Annotated in this window: 18 protein-coding genes and 2 tRNA genes; 11 read left to right on the top strand and 9 right to left on the bottom strand. The window is 60.4% G+C overall.

Annotation, left to right across the window (positions count from 1 at the left end; translation table 11 throughout):
• The first annotated feature begins 4 nt into the window (after window positions 1-4).
• The gene (locus V6943_RS16335) at window positions 5-1,123 is read left to right on the top strand and encodes a glycosyltransferase family 4 protein (protein WP_340554582.1); all 1,119 of its coding nucleotides are present in this window, start codon (window positions 5-7) and stop codon (window positions 1,121-1,123) included.
• Here V6943_RS16335 and V6943_RS16330 read toward each other — a convergent pair.
• Window positions 1,088-1,285, bottom strand: coding sequence for a hypothetical protein (locus V6943_RS16330; RefSeq protein ID WP_340554745.1), 198 nt, complete (start codon window positions 1,283-1,285; stop codon window positions 1,088-1,090). The genes V6943_RS16335 and V6943_RS16330 overlap by 36 nt on opposite strands.
• Between V6943_RS16330 and V6943_RS16325 the strand changes: the two genes are divergently transcribed.
• From V6943_RS16325 to rimO, 6 genes are all read left to right on the top strand, one after another.
• The gene (locus tag V6943_RS16325) at window positions 1,265-2,482 is read left to right on the top strand and encodes a glycosyltransferase family 4 protein (RefSeq protein ID WP_131650356.1); all 1,218 of its coding nucleotides are present in this window, start codon (window positions 1,265-1,267) and stop codon (window positions 2,480-2,482) included. The two genes, V6943_RS16330 and V6943_RS16325, sit on opposite strands and share 21 nt — an antisense overlap.
• A 395-nt stretch (window positions 2,483-2,877) precedes the next feature.
• Window positions 2,878-3,102 carry a hypothetical protein gene (locus V6943_RS16320; protein WP_340554580.1) on the top strand — a complete coding sequence of 75 codons (225 nt, stop codon included), beginning with the start codon at window positions 2,878-2,880 and terminating at the stop codon, window positions 3,100-3,102.
• 103 nt (window positions 3,103-3,205) lie between these two features.
• On the top strand, window positions 3,206-4,204 hold the full coding sequence (locus tag V6943_RS16315) for a glycosyltransferase (protein ID WP_340554578.1): 999 nt from the start codon (window positions 3,206-3,208) through the stop codon (window positions 4,202-4,204).
• Window positions 4,205-4,251: 47 nt separating this feature from the next.
• Window positions 4,252-5,322, top strand: a complete 1,071-nt coding sequence (locus V6943_RS16310) for an acyltransferase family protein (RefSeq protein WP_340554576.1) — start codon at window positions 4,252-4,254, stop codon at window positions 5,320-5,322.
• 127 nt (window positions 5,323-5,449) lie between these two features.
• Window positions 5,450-7,051: a sensor domain-containing diguanylate cyclase gene (locus tag V6943_RS16305; protein WP_340554574.1), complete on the top strand. Its 1,602-nt coding sequence runs from the start codon at window positions 5,450-5,452 to the stop codon at window positions 7,049-7,051.
• A gap of 124 nt (window positions 7,052-7,175) precedes the next feature.
• The gene (gene rimO, locus V6943_RS16300; protein ID WP_340554571.1) at window positions 7,176-8,498 is read left to right on the top strand and encodes a 30S ribosomal protein S12 methylthiotransferase RimO; all 1,323 of its coding nucleotides are present in this window, start codon (window positions 7,176-7,178) and stop codon (window positions 8,496-8,498) included.
• 274 nt (window positions 8,499-8,772) lie between these two features.
• Here the strand turns inward: rimO and V6943_RS16295 are convergent, their stop codons facing one another.
• The 3 genes from V6943_RS16295 to V6943_RS16285 all read right to left on the bottom strand — a co-directional run bounded on the left by V6943_RS16295 (window position 8,773) and on the right by V6943_RS16285 (window position 10,032).
• Window positions 8,773-9,528, bottom strand: coding sequence for an FKBP-type peptidyl-prolyl cis-trans isomerase (locus V6943_RS16295; protein ID WP_181101237.1), 756 nt, complete (start codon window positions 9,526-9,528; stop codon window positions 8,773-8,775).
• A 338-nt stretch (window positions 9,529-9,866) separates the two neighbouring features.
• Window positions 9,867-9,943 (bottom strand) — tRNA-Asp (locus tag V6943_RS16290).
• A 13-nt stretch (window positions 9,944-9,956) separates the two neighbouring features.
• Window positions 9,957-10,032 (bottom strand) — tRNA-Val (locus V6943_RS16285).
• A 212-nt stretch (window positions 10,033-10,244) separates the two neighbouring features.
• Here V6943_RS16285 and rdgC point away from each other — a divergent pair.
• The 3 genes from rdgC to sugE all read left to right on the top strand — a co-directional run bounded on the left by rdgC (window position 10,245) and on the right by sugE (window position 12,621).
• Window positions 10,245-11,165 carry a recombination-associated protein RdgC gene (rdgC, locus tag V6943_RS16280; protein WP_340554734.1) on the top strand — a complete coding sequence of 307 codons (921 nt, stop codon included), beginning with the start codon at window positions 10,245-10,247 and terminating at the stop codon, window positions 11,163-11,165.
• A 62-nt stretch (window positions 11,166-11,227) separates the two neighbouring features.
• Window positions 11,228-12,172 carry a bile acid:sodium symporter family protein gene (locus V6943_RS16275; protein WP_340554569.1) on the top strand — a complete coding sequence of 315 codons (945 nt, stop codon included), beginning with the start codon at window positions 11,228-11,230 and terminating at the stop codon, window positions 12,170-12,172.
• A 134-nt stretch (window positions 12,173-12,306) separates the two neighbouring features.
• Window positions 12,307-12,621 (top strand): quaternary ammonium compound efflux SMR transporter SugE, encoded by a 315-nt coding sequence (gene sugE / locus V6943_RS16270; RefSeq protein WP_340554567.1) that lies wholly within the window; start codon window positions 12,307-12,309, stop codon window positions 12,619-12,621.
• Between the two features lie 61 nt (window positions 12,622-12,682).
• Here the strand turns inward: sugE and malK are convergent, their stop codons facing one another.
• Together malK and V6943_RS16260 are read right to left on the bottom strand one after the other, a co-directional pair.
• On the bottom strand, window positions 12,683-13,798 hold the full coding sequence (malK, locus tag V6943_RS16265; protein WP_340554565.1) for a maltose/maltodextrin ABC transporter ATP-binding protein MalK: 1,116 nt from the start codon (window positions 13,796-13,798) through the stop codon (window positions 12,683-12,685).
• 95 nt (window positions 13,799-13,893) lie between these two features.
• A complete protein-coding gene (locus V6943_RS16260; protein WP_340554563.1) occupies window positions 13,894-15,513 on the bottom strand; it encodes an alpha-glucosidase in 1,620 nt (539 codons plus the stop codon).
• A gap of 337 nt (window positions 15,514-15,850) precedes the next feature.
• On the opposite strand from V6943_RS16260, the gene V6943_RS16255 reads away from it, so the two are divergent.
• Window positions 15,851-17,131: a hypothetical protein gene (locus tag V6943_RS16255; RefSeq protein ID WP_340554561.1), complete on the top strand. Its 1,281-nt coding sequence runs from the start codon at window positions 15,851-15,853 to the stop codon at window positions 17,129-17,131.
• A gap of 41 nt (window positions 17,132-17,172) precedes the next feature.
• On the opposite strand, the gene V6943_RS16250 is transcribed toward V6943_RS16255, so the two are convergent.
• From V6943_RS16250 to malG, 3 genes are all read right to left on the bottom strand, one after another.
• Window positions 17,173-17,721 carry a sugar O-acetyltransferase gene (locus V6943_RS16250; RefSeq protein WP_131650344.1) on the bottom strand — a complete coding sequence of 183 codons (549 nt, stop codon included), beginning with the start codon at window positions 17,719-17,721 and terminating at the stop codon, window positions 17,173-17,175.
• Between the two features lie 78 nt (window positions 17,722-17,799).
• The gene (gene malT, locus V6943_RS16245) at window positions 17,800-20,544 is read right to left on the bottom strand and encodes an HTH-type transcriptional regulator MalT (protein WP_340554558.1); all 2,745 of its coding nucleotides are present in this window, start codon (window positions 20,542-20,544) and stop codon (window positions 17,800-17,802) included.
• A 195-nt stretch (window positions 20,545-20,739) separates the two neighbouring features.
• On the bottom strand, window positions 20,740-21,630 hold the full coding sequence (gene malG, locus V6943_RS16240) for a maltose ABC transporter permease MalG (RefSeq protein ID WP_181101230.1): 891 nt from the start codon (window positions 21,628-21,630) through the stop codon (window positions 20,740-20,742).
• Between the last annotated feature and the right edge of the window lie 141 nt (window positions 21,631-21,771).

Below are 21,771 nucleotides of genomic sequence, written 5' to 3'. Positions count from 1 at the left end.
TCAGATGATTGTGATCAATGCCCGCTTTCTGACCCAGGAAATGCGAGGTGTACAGCGCTTCGCGGAGCAGATCAGCCTGCAGCTCGGAAGCCTGCGCGATGACCTGGTCTTCGTTGCGCCAAACGACATACGCCTACACGACAGCGCCGAACAGCTGCAGGTACGCCGCATCGGGCGCCACCGAGGCCATCTCTGGGAACAACTGGACCTCCCGCTGTGGCTCGCACGCAATGGCAGCCCACCGCTGGTCTCGCTCTGTAATACCGCCCCGCTCGCTTATGGCAACCAGATCGCGACCCATCATGACATTACCTATGTCAGGCATCCGGAAAGCTACTCGAGAGCGTTCCGGGCCATCTATCGCAATCTGACACCGCTGTTACTCAAACGAATCAAGGCGCTGATTACCGTGAGCGAATTTTCCCGGAAAGAGATAGCACGCTTCTATGGCTATCCGGCACGCGATATTTGCGTGGTGCCCAACGCCGTGGACGCGCGCTTTCAACCCTTCTGTGCCGAGCAATGTTCGCGTGGCTCGGCGCCTTATCTGCTTGCAGTGTCATCACCCAGCGCGCACAAGAACTTCGCCAGGATGGTCGCGGCATTTCTGAAACTTGAAGGGCTCGATGAAGCCGAGCTGCGCATCATCGGCGACTCGAACCGAATCTTCTCCGGCAGCGTCCATGATGTGGCCGGCAACCGGCGCATCCGCATGCTTGGCAGGCTCACCGATCAAGAGCTGGTGGAGGCCTACCAGGGCGCAACGGCCTTCGTGTTTCCGTCGATTTACGAAGGCTTTGGCATCCCCCCGCTCGAGGCGCAGGCCTGCGGCTGCCCCGTCATCGCGGCACGTGCCGCCTCCATTCCGGAAGTCCTGGGCGACAGCGCGCTGTACTTCGATCCTTTGAAGGTCCAGGACATCGCAGATTGCATGCAGCGGGTCCTGCGCGACGAGGCCTTACGCCAGGATCTGCGGCGGCGTGGCAAGGCGAATGTAGCGCGGTACTGCTGGAATTCGTCCGCCCGGCAGGTATCCCGGCTGATCGACCAAGCGTTCACCGGCGTGAGTGATGGTCGGAAAGCAGACCTACAACAGCTCCCGCTCGGCCAGCCCAAGCATTAACTCAGGCAAACGCCGACAGAAGCCGGCCATGCCGAGTGCGTCCACAACCACCTGCCGCATCGCCGCGGCACTCCCAAACTTCAGTCGCCGACCGATCGACGATTGATCCCGCTGCCACTCTTTATCCATGAAGGCTAACGTATGAAAATCGCCATTGTTCATGACTGGCTGGTGACCTACGCAGGCGCCGAACGGGTGCTTGCCGGGCTGCTTGAGACCTGGCCGGAAGCAGACCTGTTCGCCGTCATCGACTTTCTCTCCGACGAAGATCGAGCCAGTCTCGGCGGCAAACGCGCCACCACCACTTTCATCCAACAACTGCCCAAGGCGAAGACGCACTACCAGAAGTATCTGCCCCTGATGCCCCTGGCTATCGAGCAGCTCGACATGTCGCCCTATGACTTGGTGATATCCAGCAGCCATGCCGTGGCAAAGGGCGTACTCACCGGGCCGAACCAACTGCACATCAGCTACGTGCACTCGCCGATCCGCTACGCCTGGGACCTTCAGCACCAGTATCTGCACGAGGCCAGTCTGGACCACGGTCTCAAGGCCAAACTGGCGCGCATGCTGCTGCACTACATGCGCATGTGGGACCAGCGCACCGCGAGCGGCGTAGACGAGTTCATCGCCAACTCTCACTTCATCGGCCGGCGCATCAACAAAAGCTACCGCCGTGAGTCGACCGTGATCTATCCGCCCGTCGACACCCGTCAGTTCACGCTATATGCGGATAAGGAGGACTTTTATCTCACGGCGTCTCGGATGGTGCCGTACAAACGCATTCCGATGATCGTCGAAGCCTTTTCGCGCATGCCAGACAAGAAGCTGATCGTGATCGGCACCGGACCCGAAATGGAGAAGGCAAAGGAGCTCGCAACACCGAACGTGACGCTGATGGGCTATCAGAACTTCGCCGTGCTGCTGCATCACATGCAACGCGCCCGCGCCTTCGTGTTCGCTGCGGAGGAAGATTTCGGCATCGCGCCCATCGAGGCTCAAGCCTGTGGCACCCCCGTGATCGCCTATGGGAAAGGTGGCGTGCTCGAAACCGTGCGGGGGATCGATCACCCCGAGCCGACAGGGATCTTCTACGCCGAGCAGACGCCAGAATCCCTGATTGCCGCGGTCGCGGAGTTCGAATCGGAAGCGCATCACATATTGCCCGACACCTGCCGTGCAAGCGCGGAGCGTTTTTCAACCGAACGATTCAGGCAAGAGATTAAGACCTTCGTCGATACTAGGGTTCGCGAGGTTTCTTTGCTTCAGGGACAGGATGCGCTATTGCCCCGACCGACCGTTGCACCGGTGAGCGTCGCGCCGGTTTACCCAACGGCCGTTCCAATGAAGCCCGCCTGATAAGGACCCCATTTCAATTGCGAGGTTTCAAGGATGAACACAGCAACCGCAACTCAACGAGTCCAGACCACCTGCGTATTAGGCCTTGCCCTGCTGATCAGCGGGACGACGGGCGCAGTCCATATCGCCCAGCACACCGACAGTGAGCTGTATCGACAAGGGCACGAAAGCTTCGCACGGGACGTGCCCAGCTGTGCCAACAGCTCGGTGGGCCGGGCAATTATCTTCGATCATGGGGCTCGCCGGATCGCACCATCGTGCAGTGCCACCAGTGGGTCCGTAACGATCACGCCCCCGCCAGTACGTCTGGCGAGACCGCTTTCCGATAGCCAGTACATCCGCTCTGGCGACAGCATCCGCTACTCGTTTTAACCCTGCGACCTTTTGGAGGTGCCATGGACAGTGCAGACCAAAATAGGCAATCGCTGGTTTACGCCGACGGTTATTCCTATACCGAAATATTCCAAGCGCCCGAGCTGCCAGGAATGCCCAGTGGAAGCCGGTTGATCAGCGTCTACCATGCATTCTTTATCGCAGACCGGGACACCGACATTCTCGGTGCCGATCTGGCCACAGTACCGCCCGATGCCGAGATGACTGAAGCCGCCAGCGACCTCTGACACTCCAGTCCACGGTCTTTGCGCTGCCGCGCTTCAAGCGCCTCACCGACGGCGTTGCGCCGTTGACGCGACAGCCGTTCCGCGATTCATGCCGAGACACCCCATGACTCTCAAAACCACAGTGGTGACCGTGACCTATGGCGATCGGCTGGCTTATCTGCAACAGCTGATCGAGCGCGCGCTGGCATTCGTCGAAATCAACGAAGTGATCGTCGTGAGCAATGCCGCGCTGGCGCCGCTGGAGCAACTGCCGGAGCGCTGGCCTGGAAAGGTCCGACTGATCCAGCTCCCGCACAATACAGGCTCGGCGAATGGCTATGCCGTGGCGCTCGAAGCTGCCCTGGCAGGCGGGGCCGATTACATCTGGATGATGGATGACGACAACGCTCCGACCACCGCGGCGGTGTCGATCCTGCATCGTGAACTGGCGCGCCTGGGTGGCCTGCTAGGCCCGGAACGAGTCGCGGTGCTGGGCTATCGCGCAACGCAGCAGGCGGACGTTGCCCAAGGCGTACCGCCGCGCTACATCCTTCAGCCGCGCTCCAGCTATTTCGGTTTTCACATCGCGCAGCTTCCCTACAAGCTGTGGCGCCGCCTGCCGTGGGCCAAACGGCCCGGTAAACGGCCAGCGAGCATCAGCCTGCCGTTCGCCCCCTATGGCGGTATGCTGGCGCATCGTAGTCTGTACCAACGCATCGGCTTGCCGCTGAAGGAACTGGTGCTTTATGTCGACGACACTGAATACACGCGACGCATCACTGCTGGCGGCGGTCGCCTGTTCCTCTTTACCGATGCCGTGATCGACGAGCTCGAAGAATCCTGGAACATCAAGGCGCGCACACGCAACATCTACGAAACCTTCCTGCTCGGCGACTCGGATTTCCGCGCCTACTACGCCGCGCGCAATCAAGCCTGGTTCGACAAGAACGTCTGGGCCGCTTCTCCCCGGCTGCATCGCCTCAATCGTGCGATCTTCCTGACCCTACTGCGCCTGATCGCCCGGCTGCGTAATACCCGTAAGCGCCTGAAGCTTATCGAGCAAGCCATTCATGACGGCGAAAACGGTGCCCTGGGCATGAGCAAGATCTTTCCATTGCGTTGACCTATCGCTGGCGGCTCCCCGCTGCCCAGCTCATCGAGGGATGGCTCATGGACGTCACATCAGTGCAACGTGACGCAAACAACTTCGACTTCCTGCGATTCTTCGCCGCTTCGGCAGTTGTCATCGGCCACTGCTATTGGCTGTCGGGAGCCGGCAATGTCGAACCGGTACGGCTATTCACCGGATCGATGGATACCGCCGACATTGCCGTGAACCTGTTCTTCGTAATGAGCGGCTTTTTGATCGCCGCCTCATGGATGAACAGTCGCAGCGTTCTGGACTTCGTCGCCAAGCGCGCGCTGCGGATTTTTCCAGCGTTGTGCGTATCGGTCTTACTCACTGCGTTCGTCGTCGGGCCACTGGCGACCGGGCTGTCGCTGAAGGCATACCTTCTCAATAGCCAGACCCTGGGCTACCTCAGCAACATGGCCCTGATCACGCAATTTCATCTACCGGCCGTCTTCACCGACAACCCCTTTCCCGGCACCGTCAATGGATCGGTCTGGACATTGCCCTACGAAGTGCTGATGTACGCCTCATTGCTGGCGATGGGGCTGCTCAAGTTATTCGGGCGACTCGCCGTGCTGACCGTGCCCGCGATGTTGATGTTGATCCATTTCCAGTTGGCACCTGGCCTGGGGCTGGACAGCGACATTCTGCGTAAGTCCACCCGGCTGGGGATGTTCTTCTTCCTCGGTTCGGCGCTATACCTATATCGCAGAAATCTGCCCTGGAACTGGAAGGTCGCCCTGAGCTTGCTCGCGCTTTCGCTGCTCAGTGCCAAAACTGAGCTATGGCTCTACATCCACGTTCTGACATTGCCTTACCTGACCATCTATCTGGCACACCTGCGGATTCCACGATTGTCCGGATTCGGCAGGTATGGCGATTTCTCGTACGGCATCTACATTTTCAGCTTCCCGATCCAGCAGTTGCTAATGCACTGGTTCAGCCCGCAGTTGTCGCTGGGCGCATTCATGGCGATCAGCCTCTTTGCAAGCATCGCCATCGCAGCGTTGTCCTGGCATTGGATCGAGTCCCCGGCATTGCGACTGAAACGCTATCTACCTGGGGCTCGCGAGCGTGCCGCCCGTATAGATCTCAGCCCGGCCCCCTGATTTATGCCTACCCATAGAACCCGTCTGCTCGATTTACCGCTGAAAGATTGTGACGGGCCTGGAGCCCCATAGCTAAACCCCCTACCATGCATCGCGATTTCCTTCTGCCTATCGACAATCAGATTTCATGTCTTTTGCCCTACTGTTTCGCGTAGACCTGCGGCGGCTGATTGTGATGCTGGCGATTCTCAGCGGGCTGATTACGCTGAGCATCAGCTTTTATGCGAGCTATCAGGTGCAGCGCGAATCGCTCATCGACAGCACCCTCGAGGCCAATCGGGCCTACGCGGCCAAACTGGCCGTCGGCACCGAAACCTTCTTCGATTCGGTGCAGCAGCAGCTCCGCTACAGCGCAGATATCCTGGCAGAGCAGTTCGATGATGAAACGCTGCGCAGGGAGGTGGAACGACTGCGGTTGCAGACGAACAGTTTCAACACCGTCGTCGTCACCGACGTCCGGAGTGTGGTGCGTGCGATTTCGCCCAACAGCGAGCCGCTGATCGGGCACCAACTGGGTTCACCCGGCGCGCAAGAAGCACTTCGAGAGCGACGCCCGCTGATCAGCAGCCCCTACATTTCAGCGCTCGGGACGCTCGTGATCTCGATATCCCAACCGATCCTCGACGATGACGGCACGTACCTTGGCTACATCGGCGGCGTCATCAGCCTCAAGGAGCCGAACATCCTTAACAGCATGCTCGGCGAGCATTTTTACCAGGATGGTTCATACCTGTACGCGGTGGACCAGAATCGGCGGTTGCTCTACCACCCGGACCCCAAACGCCTCGGCACCGTAGTTGGGGAAAATGCTGTCATCGACCGGGTTGTCAGCGGCGAGTCGGGTAGCCAGCGGGTCATCAACAGTCAGGGACAAGACATGCTGGCCGGTTTTGCCGCGGTGCCGACCGCGCGCTGGGGCATCATCGCGCAACGCCCGACCGCGGCGACGCTACACCCGCTCGACGACTTGATGCTTGAAGTGTTACGCCAAACGGCCCCCCTCGCACTGCTAACTTTCGTTGGCGTCTGGTGGTTGTCCGGGCTGATTTCGCGTCCGCTCTGGCAACTGGCCAAGAGCGCAAGCGGCATGGATGCACCTGCCAGCGCGGAACGTATCCAGCGCATCCGCTCCTGGTATTTCGAGGCCGCGCAACTCAAACGAGCGATGCAGCTGGGCATCAACCTTCTGCATCAGCGCATCGGCAAGCTCAACCTCGATGCCCAGACCGATCCCTTGACCGGTCTGCACAACCGCCGCGGCCTTACCCTTGCGCTGGATGCTCTAAGTGCCGAAGGCCATTCATTCGCGGTCGTAGCCCTGGACATCGACCACTTCAAACGCATCAACGACAGTTACGGTCACGATGCTGGCGATCAGGTCATTCGTCAGCTGGCGCAATTGATGACCGCCTGCTCGCGGGAAGCCGATACCCTTTGCCGAAGTGGTGGCGAAGAATTTCTGATGCTGTTGCCGAATACCAATGTCGAATCGGCATTGCGAGTCGCCGAACGCTTGCGCCATTGCGTCGAGCAAAAGCAGATCCCACCGGTGGGTCACATCAGCATTTCCCTCGGAATCGCCGTCTGGCCCATACACGCCGACAACATCGAGCGCGTCCTCAAACTGGCCGACGGCGCGCTGTACCTGGCCAAGCAGCACGGCCGAAATCGCTCAGAGGTCGCCGACCTGGATCGGGATCCAGCGTTGGATTTCAACCGGGGCGGTTGAATCGATTCAAGATCGATCAAGCTGAATGCCACCTGGCGCCTGAGCCTCAGATGACCACCGAAAGCCGCAGAAATAGCTGTATACTCGCGCGCTTTTTTACGCTTGGTGTCCTGAGGGTTACTCGATGAGCAAAGCGCCTACCGTTGGATTTGTTTCACTTGGCTGCCCTAAAGCCACGGTGGACTCCGAACGCATCCTGACCCAACTGCGTATGGAGGGGTACCAGATCGTGCCCACCTATCAGGACGCCGACGTGGTGGTGGTCAATACCTGCGGCTTCATCGACAGCGCTAAAGCCGAATCGCTGGACGCAATCGGTGAGGCCATCGCCGAGAACGGCAAAGTGATCGTCACCGGCTGCATGGGCGTGGCTGAAGACAACATCCGCAGCGTGCACCCCAGCGTGCTGGCTGTCACCGGTCCGCAGCAATACGAACAAGTCGTCAATGCCGTGCACGAAGTGGTGCCGCCCAATATTGATCATGACCCCTTCGTCGATCTGGTTCCCCCGCAGGGCATCAAGCTGACGCCGCGTCACTACGCCTATCTGAAGATATCCGAAGGCTGCAACCACACCTGCAGCTTCTGCATCATCCCCTCCATGCGCGGCAAGCTGGTCAGCCGCCCGGTCGGCGATGTGCTCAGCGAAGCCGAGCGTTTGGTGAAGGCTGGCGTCAAGGAGATCCTGGTGATTTCCCAGGACACCAGCGCTTATGGCGTCGACGTAAAGTACAAAACCGATTTCTGGAACGGCCAGCCGGTCAAGACGCGCATGCTCGAACTCTGCCAGGCGCTGTCGAGCATGGGCGTGTGGGTACGTCTGCATTACGTCTACCCTTACCCGAATGTCGATGACGTGATTCCTCTAATGGCCGAAGGCAAACTGCTTCCCTATCTGGATATCCCGTTCCAACACGCCAGCCCGAAGGTGCTCAAGGCCATGAAACGCCCGGCCTTCGAGGACAAGACCCTGGCACGCATCAAGAAGTGGCGCGAGATCTGTCCGCAGCTGACCATTCGCTCGACTTTCATTGTCGGCTTCCCAGGCGAGACCGAGGAGGACTTCCAGTACCTGCTCGACTGGCTGACCGAAGCGCAGCTGGATCGCGTCGGCTGCTTCCAGTATTCCCCGGTCGAGGGCGCACCGGCCGAGGAATTGGACCTCGAGCCGGTACCGGACGAGGTCAAGCAGGATCGCTGGGACCGCTTCATGGCCCATCAGCAAGCCATCAGCGCCGCTCGCCTGGAGCGCAAGATCGGCCAGGAAATCGAAGTGCTGATTGATGAGGTCGATGAAGACGGCGCTATCGGCCGCTCCTACGCCGATGCCCCGGAAATCGACGGTATGGTTTACGTCGACAGCGAGCATCCACTGCAGCCTGGCGACAAGGTCTGGGTCCGCGTGACCAATGCCGACGAGTACGACCTCTGGGCTGAGACAATCTAAGCGAGCAAGCCGCGCTAGCGGACACTCATAGAGAAGCCCAGTCAACCAGGGCGACGTTCCAAACTTGATAATGGCAAACGCCCCGACTGCTGTACGGCATCGGGGCGTTTGTTTATGTCTTGAGAGCTACCTGAGAACGGATTTACCGGCACCCTCACCGGATGAACCCACAAAGGGAAAAGCCCGTATCGAGTGATACGGGCTTTCATTTTCAGCTTGCGTCTAGTCTGCGGATCTACAACCTGACGGACAGGGCTTCGATACAGCGAAAACCTTACTGTGCAGTGGCTTCTTCGGCAGCCTCGGGCTCGACTTCGGTGGCAGGGGCCTCTTCGGTTTCGTCGCCTTTGATACCCAGCAGTTCAAGATCGAAGACCAGCACCGAATTGGCCGGGATCAGCGGGCTCGGGCTTTGCTCGCCGTACGCCAGCTCGCTCGGGATGTACAGCTTGTACTTCTCGCCTACATGCATCAGTTGCAGTCCTTCGACCCAACCCGGAATCACGCCACCAACGGGCAGGTCGATCGGAGAACCACGCTTGATCGAGCTATCGAAAACGGTGCCGTCGGTCAGGCTGCCCTCGTAATGAACGGTAACGACGTCATTCGGACCAGGCTGAGGGCCATCGGCCGCCTTGATCACTTCGTATTGCAGGCCGGATTCGGTGGTCTTCACGCCTTCACGCTTGGCGTTCTCTTCAAGGAATTTTTTCCCGGCTGCGACCGCCTCTTCGTTCATTTTGACCATGCGCTCTTCGGCACGTGTCTGCAGATAGGCAAAGGCCTCCATCAGCTCCTCGTCGGTCAGCTTCTGCTCCTGCTTGGTCAGGGCATCGTCGATACCCTGCGCAACAGCGACCGAGTCGAGATCATCCATCCCTTCCTGAGCCAGGCTCTTGCCCATGTTCAGGCCAATGCCGTAGGACGCCTTCTGCGCCGGAGTTTCCAGCTTGGCGCTGGTTTCCGAATCACAGCCCGTCAGGACCAGGCCAACCAGGGCTATCGCAGACGCCAAACGATGATGTCTCATTCTGTTTCCTTAAATGCGCTTGAAAGGGAGGCGAAATCAATTGCCGGAGCTTAACAGTCGCCCCCGACAGTGGCTACCGAGCGTACCGATGTAAAGAGTAAAGACAGCGCAAAGAAAGGAAGTGCCGCACGAAACAAGCGAGCAGAGCGTGAAGCTTTCCTTTTACCGCGCTCCGCTGGCGGGCTGAAACGGAACGCCGCCCGGCCCACCCTACAAATGCCTAGGCTTGGCGAACGCCGGTTGACAAGTGGTTTTGCGAATCGAAGACGAAAAAAAAGCGACCCTAAGGTCGCTTTTTTTATGCTATCAAGGCGTTCAGTGGTCCCTGATAACGAATATGGCGCAGCGGACGGGACTCGAACCCGCGACCCCCGGCGTGACAGGCCGGTATTCTAACCGACTGAACTACCGCTGCGCTAAACCTCGAGTGGTGGGTGATGACGGGATCGAACCGCCGACCCTCTGCTTGTAAGGCAGATGCTCTCCCAGCTGAGCTAATCACCCGTTTGCTCTCGAAGTGGGGCGCATTCTAGAGACGGTTCCGAACCTTGGCAACCCCCTTTTGAAAAAAAAATCAAAGAACTTACAAAGACTTAGGAACCCACTGTTTATTGCCGAATTGCGGTTTCCATCGGCATTGGCACCTTGCAGGCTTGGCCTGGGTTGCTCGGACGGGAATAATGCGCGCTTTGCTTTTACCGGAGTTCCAAATCGCCATGTGGTTTCGCAACCTGCTCGTCTACCGTCTCACCCAGAACGTCCCTTTCGATGTCGAGACACTTGAAGCTGCATTGGCCGCCAAGCCCGCCCGCCCCTGTGCCAGCCAAGAGCTGAGCACCTACGGTTTCGTCGCGCCCCTCGGTAAGGGCGAAGATGCGCCTCTGGTGCACGCCAGCCAGGGCTTTTTGCTGATCTCCACGCGCAAGGAAGAGCGCATCCTGCCCGGCAGCGTGGTCAAGGACGCACTGAAGGAAAAGGTCGACGAGATCGAAAACGAGCAGATGCGCAAGGTCTACAAGAAAGAACGCGATCAGCTCAAGGACGACATCATCCAGTCCTTTCTGCCGCGCGCCTTCATCCGCAAGTCCGGTACCTTCGCCGCCATCGCCCCGCAGCAGGGCCTGATTCTGGTCGATTCCTCCAGTCCCAAGCGCGCCGAGGATCTGCTCTCTACCCTACGCGAGGCCATCGGCTCCCTGCCGGTGCGTCCGTTGACCGTCAAGATCGCCCCTTCGGCGAACATGACCGAATGGGTGAAAACCCAGAAAGCTGCCGATGACTTTTTCGTGCTCGACGAATGCGAGCTGCGCGACACGCACGAGGACGGTGGCGTGGTGCGCTGCAAGCGCCAGGACCTGACCAGCGACGAAATCCAGCAGCATCTGGAAGTCGGCAAGCAGGTCACTCAGCTTTCGCTGGGCTGGCAGGACAAGCTGTCCTTCGTACTCGACGACAAGCTGGTGATCAAGCGTCTACGCTTCGAAGAGCTGCTGCAGGACCAGGCCGAACAGGATGGCGGTGACGACGATCTCGGCCAACAGGACGCCAGCTTCCTGCTGATGATGCTGACCTTCGGCGAATTCCTACCCGCGCTGTTCGAGGCCCTAGGCGGCGAGGAAATCCCGCAGGGCATCTAAACTGCCCTAGCGCCGTCGGCCAGGCTGACGGCGCACTCCCAAATAACTACAAGGTAAGCCCGATGCGCGCCCTCGCCGTTTTCAGCCGCTTTGTCGGCAATACGTTCGCCCTCTGGGTCCTGCTGTTCGCCGTTCTCGCCTTTTTCCAGCCCAGCTGGTTCCTACCCGCGACCGCCTGGATCGTCCCATTGCTAGGGCTGATCATGTTCGGCATGGGCCTGACCTTAAAAGCAGCAGATTTCGCCGAGGTCGCTCGTCGTCCGCTTTGGGTAGCACTGGGTGTCGGCGCGCAATTTCTGATCATGCCGGCCCTCGCTTGGCTGCTCTGTCAGTTGCTGGGTTTGCCGGCGGAGATCGCCGTCGGTGTGATTCTGGTCGGTTGCTGCCCGGGCGGTACCGCGTCTAACGTGATCGCTTGGTTCTCTCGCGGTGATGTGGCGCTATCGGTGGCGATCACCGCTGTCACTACGCTGCTCGCCCCGCTGGTAACGCCCGCGTTGATCTGGCTGCTCGCCTCGGCTTGGCTACCGGTCAACTTCGGCGCTCTGTTCATGTCCATCGTCCAGATCGTACTGCTACCAATCGCTCTCGGCCTGATTGCACGCCGTCTGTTGGGCAACCGTGTGCACCATGTGATCGAAGTGCTGCCGCTGGTCTCGGTGGTCAGCATCGTGATCATCGTCGCCGCCGTGGTTGCCGCCAGCCAGGCCAAGATTGCGGAGTCGGGCTTGCTGATCATGGCGGTGGTGATGCTGCACAACGGTCTGGGGCTTAGCCTCGGCTACTTTGTCGGACGCCTATTCGGCCTGCCGCTGGCGCAGCGCAAGACACTTTCGATCGAAGTCGGCATGCAGAACTCCGGCCTCGGTGCGGCCCTGGCCAGCGCGCACTTTTCGCCCTTGGCGGCGGTACCCAGCGCGCTGTTCAGCGTCTGGCATAACCTCTCCGGCGCGCTGCTCGCGACTGTCTACCGCCGGATGAAGGATCAGGAGCAGCAAGCCAGCTAACCGCAACCCCATTGGTCCGGGCCGCTTGCCCGGACCATTTCCTCGTGCACAATAGCGCCTGCTGAGGACGACCTCAGGCTGCACAGACGCATCGGGGACGGCCCCACCCACATTACCGTCCTGTAGAGGTGCACATGTCCTGGATCATTCTGTTTCTCGCCGGTCTGTTCGAGATTGGCTGGGCCGTTGGCCTGAAGTACACCGATGGGTTTACCCGTCCTCTTCCCACCGTGCTTACGGTCGCCGCGATGCTGATCAGCCTTGGATTGCTGGGTCTGGCGATGAAGGAATTGCCGCTGGGTACGGCCTACGCGATCTGGACTGGCGTAGGCGCGGTTGGCACCGTGATTGCCGGCATCATCCTGTTCGGCGAGTCGCTGAGCTTGGTTCGCCTGGGCAGCGTACTGCTGATCTGTACCGGCTTGCTGGGCTTGAAGCTCAGCCACTAACAGATCTTTTCATGCCCGTTAGACACCGAGGCAGCCGGCAGAACGCCTGCTGCCTCGCTCATCAGCCGTGCAGCGCTGGCTCGCGGTAGTGCCTCGCGCAGGCCGCACCGTCGGCGCGGAACAGGTGGCATTTGGTGGCCAGAAGCCCGGTGGCGTAGGGTTGGCCGACGGCAACGCGGCGATTGCCATCGCTGGCTACCGCAACCATGTCATCCACGCCTTCGAAGTTCAGGTGCAGTAGGTTGTGATCGCCGAGTCGCTCGGCCACTGCAATCTCGCCGTTGAAGACAAAATCCGCTTGTTCAGCATCGACGAAATGCTCGGGCCGAACGCCGAGCGTCAACATATCGCCTGGGTTGATCAGCGTGCCGTCCACCGGCACCCGCAAGGCGCTGCCACCCGGCATTGTTACTTCGACCGAATCGGCGTCCGCACGCAGTACGCGCACGGGCAGGAAATTCATCTGTGGCGAGCCGATGAAGCCAGCGACGAACTGATTCTTTGGATAGTGATACAGCTCCAGCGGTGGCCCGACCTGGGCAATACGCCCCGCGTTGAGCACGACGATCTTGTCAGCCAACGTCATGGCTTCGACCTGATCATGGGTGACGTAAATCATCGTCGCCTTGAGACGCTGGTGCAGGCGCGAGATTTCGATGCGCATCTGCACGCGGAGGAAGGCATCGAGATTCGACAATGGCTCGTCGAACAAAAAAACCTTGGGTTCGCGGACCATGGTGCGACCGATGGCAACCCGTTGGCGCTGTCCACCGGACAGATCCTTTGGCTTGCGGTCGAGCAGTTTGTCGAGTTGCAGAATCTTTGCCACCGAATCCACGCGTTGTTTTATCTCGGCCTTGTCGATCTTCGCCAGTTTCAAGCCGAACGCCATGTTTTCGGCAACATTCATATGCGGATAGAGCGCGTAGGACTGAAACACCATTCCCACCGAACGATCCATCGGCGGCAGTTCGTTGACCCGCTCGCCGTCGATCTGCAGCTCTCCGTCGGTGATGTCCTCGAGGCCTGCGATCAGCCGCAGCAGCGTCGACTTGCCACAGCCGGACGGGCCGACGAACACCACGAATTCCCCATCGGCGATATCCAGATCGATACCGCAGGTGATGGGGACGTCTTCATAGCTCTTGCAGATATTGCGCAGGGTTACGCTGGCCATTCTTGTTGTTCTCCTTCAAACAGACGCCGCGACGAATCGCGGCGAGCGGCAGGCCGGGAGGAACGAAAACAGGCGCCTCGTTCCTCCCGGTCGGCTCATGCGAGCCGGCGCGCGAATCCGAATCCATGCGCGGGCAAGTGTACGCCGTGGCCATCGAAAACGGCCGTCGCGGAGGGCGCGTCCAGCCCTTCGACCGGCGCCGCCAGCTCGAAGTGCCGCGCACTGTCGCCCATATTGAACAGGCAGACCCAAACCTCGTCATCCAGACGGCGCTCGTAGACCAGCAGCGCATCGTCGTGGTGAATGGTGCGCATGCTGCCTTCGATCAGCAAGCGCTGATCCTGGCGCCAGGCGAGGAAGCGACGGTAGATGTTGAGCATGGAGTTCGAGTCAGGCTCTTGGGCAGCCACCGACAGCGGCAGGTGTTTGTCGGCCAGCGGCAACCAGGGCTGCTCTCGGCTGAAGCCGCCGTGTTGGTCCTGATCATGCCAGGGCATCGGCGTGCGGCAACCGTCTCGACCCTTGAATTCGGGCCAGAAGCGGATGCCGTAGGGATCGACCAACTGTTCGAATTGCAGTTCGGCCTCGTCCAAGCCCAGCTCTTCGCCCTGATACAGGCACACGCTGCCACGCATCGACAGCAGCATCGCCATGAACATCCGCCCGCGCGCATGATCCGGCTGGCTGGCCAATGCCCAGCGGCTCATTACCCGTACCACGTCATGGTTGCCAATCGACCAGCACGGCCAGCCGTCCACCATCTCGCGCTCGACGCTGTCGATGGTGTGGCGCAGAAAACCAGGGCTGCATTGCTCGGTGAGTAGATCGAAGGAATAGGCCATGTGCAGCGTGTCGCTACCGCCGGTATAGGCCGCCATGGTACGCAGCGAATGGTCACAACCGATTTCCGCCACCGTGGCGCTGCCCGGATAGCGCTCGAGCAGTTGCCGAACGCGACGCAGGAAGCCCAGGTTTTCCGGCTGGGTCTTGTCATACATATGCTTCTGGAAGGCATAGGGATTATCGACGCGCACGCCGATGCTGCCTTCGCGCACGTCATGGTTCGGCGGGTTGTCACGCAACTCGCGGTCATGGAAATAGAAATTGGCCGCGTCAAGGCGGAAACCGTCGACGCCCAGCTTCAGCCAGAACTCCATGTCTTCCAGCAGCTGCTGCTGGACTTCTTCACAGTGGAAGTTCAGGTCCGGCTGGCTGGACAGGAAGTTGTGCAGGTAGTACTGCTTGCGCCGGCTGTCCCAGGTCCAGGCAGCGCCACCGAACACCGACAGCCAATTATTGGGCACGGTGCCGTCGTCTTTCGCGTCGGCCCAGACATACCAGTCGGCCTTGGGATTGTCGCGGCTGGAGCGGCTTTCCTTGAACCAGGCGTGCTGATCCGAGGAATGATTGAGGACCTGATCGATCAGGATGCGGATGCCACGCGCATGGGCGACCTCGATGACCTGCTTGAAATCTTCCAACGTACCGAACAGCGGGTCCACGCCGCGGTAGTCGGACACGTCATAACCGAAGTCCTTCATCGGCGAAGTGAAGAACGGTGACAGCCAGATGGCATCGACGTTAAGGCTGGCGATGTAGTCGATCTTCTCCACCACACCGAGCAGATCGCCGACCCCATCGCCATTGCTGTCGAAAAAGCTGCGCGGGTAAACCTGATAAATGACGCCGCCGCGCCACCAGTCATTGCGATTCATACAACCAACCTTCGATGTTTAGGGGAACACGCCGCCACTCTAGGTGCGTCAAACCACCGCAACATCCTCCCGCGCATCGATTGTCGAGGCGTATGAACCCGGCGTAGAGAGACTCCTTAAAGGGGGCGTAGTGCCCGTCACACCATCGAATCAGCGCCCGAATATTTCGTCATAAAACCGTCGACAAACAAGCGAATCGACACTTATCTGTCACGTGCGGCTTATAGGATCAGGTGCAGTTCCAGGACTGACCCGTAGTAGCTGCCGCGCCCAGCACTCCCTGCGCCGCCGCACCAGCCAGGAGCGACACGCATCCCCAAACCCATGGAGAGACGAAATGTTCAAGTGCAAGCCCCTCGCAGCCGCCATCATCGCGATCCTCGCCACCCAGGCTTATGCCGACGAAAACAGCGCAGAGCAAAACCAGTCGGGTGCCGACAACATCGCGGAAGTGACCCAGACTGGCGGCCAGGACAACCTGTCCTATCAATCGCAGATCGGCGCGAACAATGATGGAACGGTCACCCAGGCCCAAGCGACGATGTCGGATGCCGTCCAGACCCAAACCGGCGACCTGAATTTTGCCGATATCGTGCAGAACTCGACGGAGCAGAGCGAAGCGGTCCAGCTGCAGAACGGCGATAACCACGATGCGAGCATCGTCCAGACCGACACCTTTGGCGCCAGCGCGCGTCAGTATCAGGAAGGCAGCTTCAACACCGCGATCACCGAGCAGACCTCCGCCAACCTGAGCTCAGCGGTGACCGAACAGGACGGTAACGAAAACTTCGCCGAAGCCATTCAGAGCAATACTGAATCGAGCCTTGCCGAACAGCGCCAGATCGGCAACGACAACGTCTCGCTGGTGTGGCAGGAGGGCGGCGCCCGCAATGACGGCTTCGTCGATCAGCAAGGCGATGGCAACGATGCGACCGTGTATCAGGAGAATGCCTTCGACTCCAGCGCCGAGGTCGTCCAACAAGGCGATCTGCAGACCGCATCGGTGATGCAGGAAGGTTCGGAACATGCCGCCAGCATCGAGTCGCAGGGCCTGATGAACGAAGCCTACATCGACCAGAGTGGCAGTTTGCAGACTGCGTCGATCTACCAGGACGGTACCTCGAACAGCGCCGACATTTTCCAGGCTGGCGAAAGCAACAACGCCAGCACCGAGCAGACCGGCGAAAACAACTACGTCACGGTCGACCAGCTCGACGGCAACTTCCAGACCGCTTCGCTGCAGCAAACCGGCCAGTACAACGAGGCTTATCTCACTCAGCAAGGTACGGATCACCTGATCGACTTCGCTCAGGACGGTTCCGACAACCTGCTCACCGCAGAGCAACGCGGCAATGGCAACGAGCTGACCGGTTCGAGCTATGGCGATAACAACCGCGTGGATGTGCTGCAGGACGGCGACCTCAACGTCGCCGATATCCAGCAGATCTACGGCTCCGACAACGAGGTCAGCCTGATGCAGACCGGCGAAGGTCATCTGGCTCAGGTGCTGCAAGGCGGCACCGCCAACCAGGCGATTCTCGATCAGAGCGGCATGGGTAACTCCGCCATCGTGTCGCAGATGGGCTCGGGCAACATGGCCATCGTGACCCAGCAGTAAGCGATATCGGCAGCCGGCCCATGTGGCCGGTTGCCCTTCCCTTAGCGACTGCGTGCTGGGTTACCGACCACCGTCGCTCCTGCCGCTACATCTCGAGTCACCACGCTGCCCGCGCCGATCAAGGCACCATCGCCGATGGTCACGCCCGGCAGGATGACCGCGCCGCCGCCAATCCACACGTGCTCGCCTATCACGACCGGACGCCCGAACTCCAGTCCGCTGCGGCGCTCCTCGGCACCGCGCGGATGGTCCGCGGCATAGATTTGCACGGCCGGCCCGATCTGCGTGCCGGCACCGATACGCACCTCCACCACATCCAGAATCACGCAGTTGAAATTCAGGAATACCCCTTCGCCCAAGTGAATGTTGTAGCCGTAATCGCAGTGAAACGGTGGCCGTATCACCGCGCCTTCGCCGACGCTGCCAAACAACTCGCCCAGCATGGCCCGACGCACTGCGGCGGTTTCGCCGAGCGCGGCGTTGTAACGCACCATCCAGGCCTTGGCCGCGGCCTGGTCAGCCTGCAACTCGGCGTCGCCCGGCTGATACAAATCGCCAGCGAGCATCTTTTGTTTTTCGGTCATGGGCATGGTCTGGCTCCAACGATGGGAAGGTACGCACCCGCCCTTGGACTGGACGGATGCGCATTGCTCGCAACGACGCTGTCGCTATTCGCCCTGGATCTTGCTCAACAGGCTGCGCGCCAGCTGCACGGCCTCGTTGCGGTGGGTGATATTGAGCTTCTGATAGAGGCTGCGAATGTGCGTCTTGATGGTGGTCGGCGCCACGTTCAGGTGTTCGGCGATCTGCTCGTTGGACTGGCCGGCGTGGATCAGGCTCAGCACCTGCCATTCGCGGCGGGTTAGCGGCGAATGACGGATCAGTTCAGGCACGTCCGGGCGATTAATGATGTCCTGGATTACCGCCTCATCCAGCGTGATGCGGATCGCCCGGCTGAAATCGCGCTGCTGCTGGGCCAACTGGATCAGCCGATCCGCGCGCTGGGCTTCGAGCTCATCGAGCTGGCGCTCGTGTTGCAGCGCCTTGAGCATGGCGATGATCAGCTTGCCGATGCGCAGGAAGCTGCCGATGGCCCCGGTGCTGCTGGCCAGTGTCAACGCCTGCTGCAGATGATCCAGCGCCTGCTGACGCTCCTCGCGCAGCCAATGCAGCTGGGCCAGCAGGATGTGATTGCGGTTCAGGTCCATGATCAGGCCGTGCTGTTCGGCATCGACCTGCAGCTGCCTGAGGATCGGCAGTGCCCTGTCCGGCTGCTTCAGCGACAGATGGGCGCGCGCATGGTTGCGGCCGTTGTACTGGGCGAAGTGATTGAGCCCGCGCTGCAACGCCGGCGCGGTAAGCAGCCATTGCTGGATAGCGGTTTTGTCCTGGGTCGAATCCCAGTAGCTAAGCATCACCGCGTGCGCGTTGGCCAGCCAGTCGACGTGGTAGTTGTCGTTGGCCAGCATGCTCTGGATCTTGCCGATGTAATCGGCGCACGCGCTCTGTTGGCCACGGGCATGGGCGACGCCGGCCAACAGCGCATAACACTGCATGAGCCAACGATCACCGACGTCTTCGAGGATTTGGATACCCTGCAGCGCACACTGCTCCGCGGCGTCCAGATGATGCCATTCGAGCAGCACCTGTCCGCGCACGCGGTAGATGAATTCCATGATCGGTGTGGCTTGCAGCTCGGCCTGCTCGACGTACTGAATGGCTCGTTCCTGCAGCGAATAGGCCTTCTGCAGATAGCCCTGCGCGATGGCGATTTCCGAGAGCTGACCGAGGTTCCACACCACCAGATGCGACGCACGAATCTCCCGCGCGCGGCGCTCGGCTTCTTCGTACTGCTTTTGCGCCTGGGGCAGCAGCCCCTGAACGAAATGCGCCTCGGCGAGCCCAGATAGCGCCGCCACCTTGGAAGTGCGCATGATCAACGGTTCGCACGCCAGCGCTTCACGGGCCAGGGCGATAGCCTGCTGCTCATCGCCACGGTTCATCGCCACCTGCGCGCGCACGGCATTGAACTCACCAACGATGCGCGCCCAGTCCTCGTCCGAGCAGCTGTGTTGCAACGCCTGCTCGCTGGCCTTGAACCAGCGCTCGACCTGATCGAACTGATAGGAATTCTGCGATACCCAGGCTTGCAGCAACGTGAACAGCGGCGAGCCGGCGATGACCTGTTCCGGCAGCGTTTCCAGGCACTGTTGAAGCAGCCCCAACCGCCCCAGGCGGTAGAACTGCCGGCCATGGCGCTCCAGCACCTCACCGACCCGCACCGGGCAACCCGCCTGCACCGCATGACGCGCCGCCTCTTCCGGTAGGCTCTCGGCCATCAGCGCTTCGGCGGCGCGCAAATGCAGCTCCGACATGCGCTGCGGCTGGTGCGTGCGCAGCTCGCCCTGGAGGAAGGTCGCGAACAGCGGATGGTAGGCGTACCACTGGCGCAGGCCGTCCTGCGGCAGCAAGAACAGGCCGCCGCGATCCAGCTGTTCGAGCATATCCCGGGCGTTGCTGTTCTGGGTCAGGTGATTGGCCAGGGAGGCGTTGAAGCGATCCAGCAAGCAGGTGGCCTGGAGAAAATCAAGCGTCGACGCGCCCAGCCGGTCCATTACCTGCTCGCGCATATAGTCACGGATGTAGGGGTGCCCGAGCTGCAGATTCTCCAGAAATAGGTCCATGCCGCGTCCGGTCTGCACTTCCTGCAAGGCCAGTTGCAGCGCACAGGGCCAGCCGCCGATGCGCCGGTTGAGACGCTCGACCTGCTCGCGGTTGACCGTCACCGGCAAGCCCAGCCCGAGCAGCGCTTCCACTTCATCGGTCTCGAACGCGAGATGCTGCACATCCACGATGAGCAGTTGGTGCTTCACGCGCAGATCGGCCACGCCCAGTTCAGGCAGGCCGCGACTGCACACCAGCAGCGTTATCCACGCCGGCATGTTGCGCAGAAAAAATCGCAGGGCCGCGATGACTTCGGCGTTGTGCAGCGTCTCAAAGTCGTCCAGTACCAATAGCAACGGTTCGTGCTCGCCCGGCAGTTCTGCCAGCAAGTGTGTGAGCAGGGTGTCGAAGACTTCCCGTCCCTGCTCGGCCAACAACAGACTACGCGGACATCCGTGCTCCAGCTGCGCATCGATCACTTGCAGCAGATAGCGGCCGAGCTGAAGCGGATCGTTGTCGCCGGGGTGCAGCTGCAGCCAGGCGACTCGCCCTTCGAAGGCAAGCGCCCACTGACACGCCAGAGTGGTTTTGCCAAACCCGCTGGGTGCCTGCAGTACCGCTAGACGCACCTCGCCCAAATGGTGAAACCACTCATCCAGTCTTGGCCGCGCCAGCAGCCCGCGCGGCATTGGCGGCATCTTCATTTTCGCGGGTATCAGTGGCAGCGGAGCAGGCATTGCGGCATTCATATCGTCTCCCTCGATTCCGTTCACTGTTGCGCGCTAAAACGGGAACAGGCCCTGGCAGGCCGTTGAAAAACTACCTGCGTTGGCAATACGGCGTTAAAAACAGCCTCAGAATGCTCATTTAGTACACCTAAACTCCGCTTCTTCGGCTGTTTTTGCCTTGTCTTGCCTGCCTCGCCTACGTTTTTCAACGGCCTGCTACCCTTTCACTCCGCCCGCCGTCAGCCCGCCAACGATCCACTTCTGGCAGTAGAGGAACACCGCCGTAATCGGCAGCCCGGACAGCACTGCCGCCGCGGCGAAGTCGCCCCACAGGTAATTCTGCGGATACAGGTACTGCTGCGCACCGACAGCCAGGGTGAGCTTGTCCACGTCCATCAGAAGCACCGATGCGATCGGGTATTCGGTCACGCTGGTGATGAACGAGAGGATGAACACCACCGCGAGAATCGGCACGCTCATGGGCAGCAGGATATGAAAGAACGCTTGCCAGGTCGTCGCGCCATCGACGATGGCCGCCTCCTCCAGCGAGCCATCGATGCTTTCGAAGTAACCCTTGATGGTCCAGATGTGCAGCGCCATGCCGCCCAGCGAAGCGACGATCACCGCGCCGTGGCTATTCACCCCGAGCCAGCTGACGTGCTGGCCGAGCTGGTCGAACAACGCATAAATGGCCACCAGTGACAGTACCGGCGGGAACATCTGGAAAATCAACATGCCCTTGAGAATCGGCGCCTTGCCGCTGAAGCGCATGCGCGCAAAGGCGTAGGCGCTGGTGGTCGAAAGCATGAGGATCAGCACCGAGCTGATCAGCGCGATCTTCACCGAATTCCACAGCCACAACAGCACCGGGAACGGCGGGTTGGTCACCGTGCCGTCCGCGTGGGTGTAGGGAATGCCCAGCGCCAGCGACCAATGCTCGAGCGTCGGGTTGTCCGGGAACAGGCTGCCGGTGGCGAAGTTGCCTTCACGGAACGAGATCGACACCACCATCAGCAGCGGGAACACGATCAGCGCGATGAAGCCGAGCAGCGCGGCGTGCGTCAGCCAGAGGCGGTACTTGACGGATTTAGGTTGAACCATGGCCATGTCCGGGTCTCCTTAAAGTTTGCGAAAACTGCGAGCGCCGTCGCGAGGTTGTCTCAACGAGTTCGCGGCAACGCGCGTTACGCAAAAAACGGGGGAGTTTGGCGATTCCAAATGACGCCGTTTTTTGCGTGGCGCAACGTC

Source organism: Pseudomonas sp. CBC3 (assembly GCF_037967085.1).
Taxonomy (GTDB): domain Bacteria; phylum Pseudomonadota; class Gammaproteobacteria; order Pseudomonadales; family Pseudomonadaceae; genus Stutzerimonas.
The sequence above is the reverse complement of the archived record's forward strand: the minus strand, read 5'-3'. Positions and strand labels throughout refer to the sequence as shown.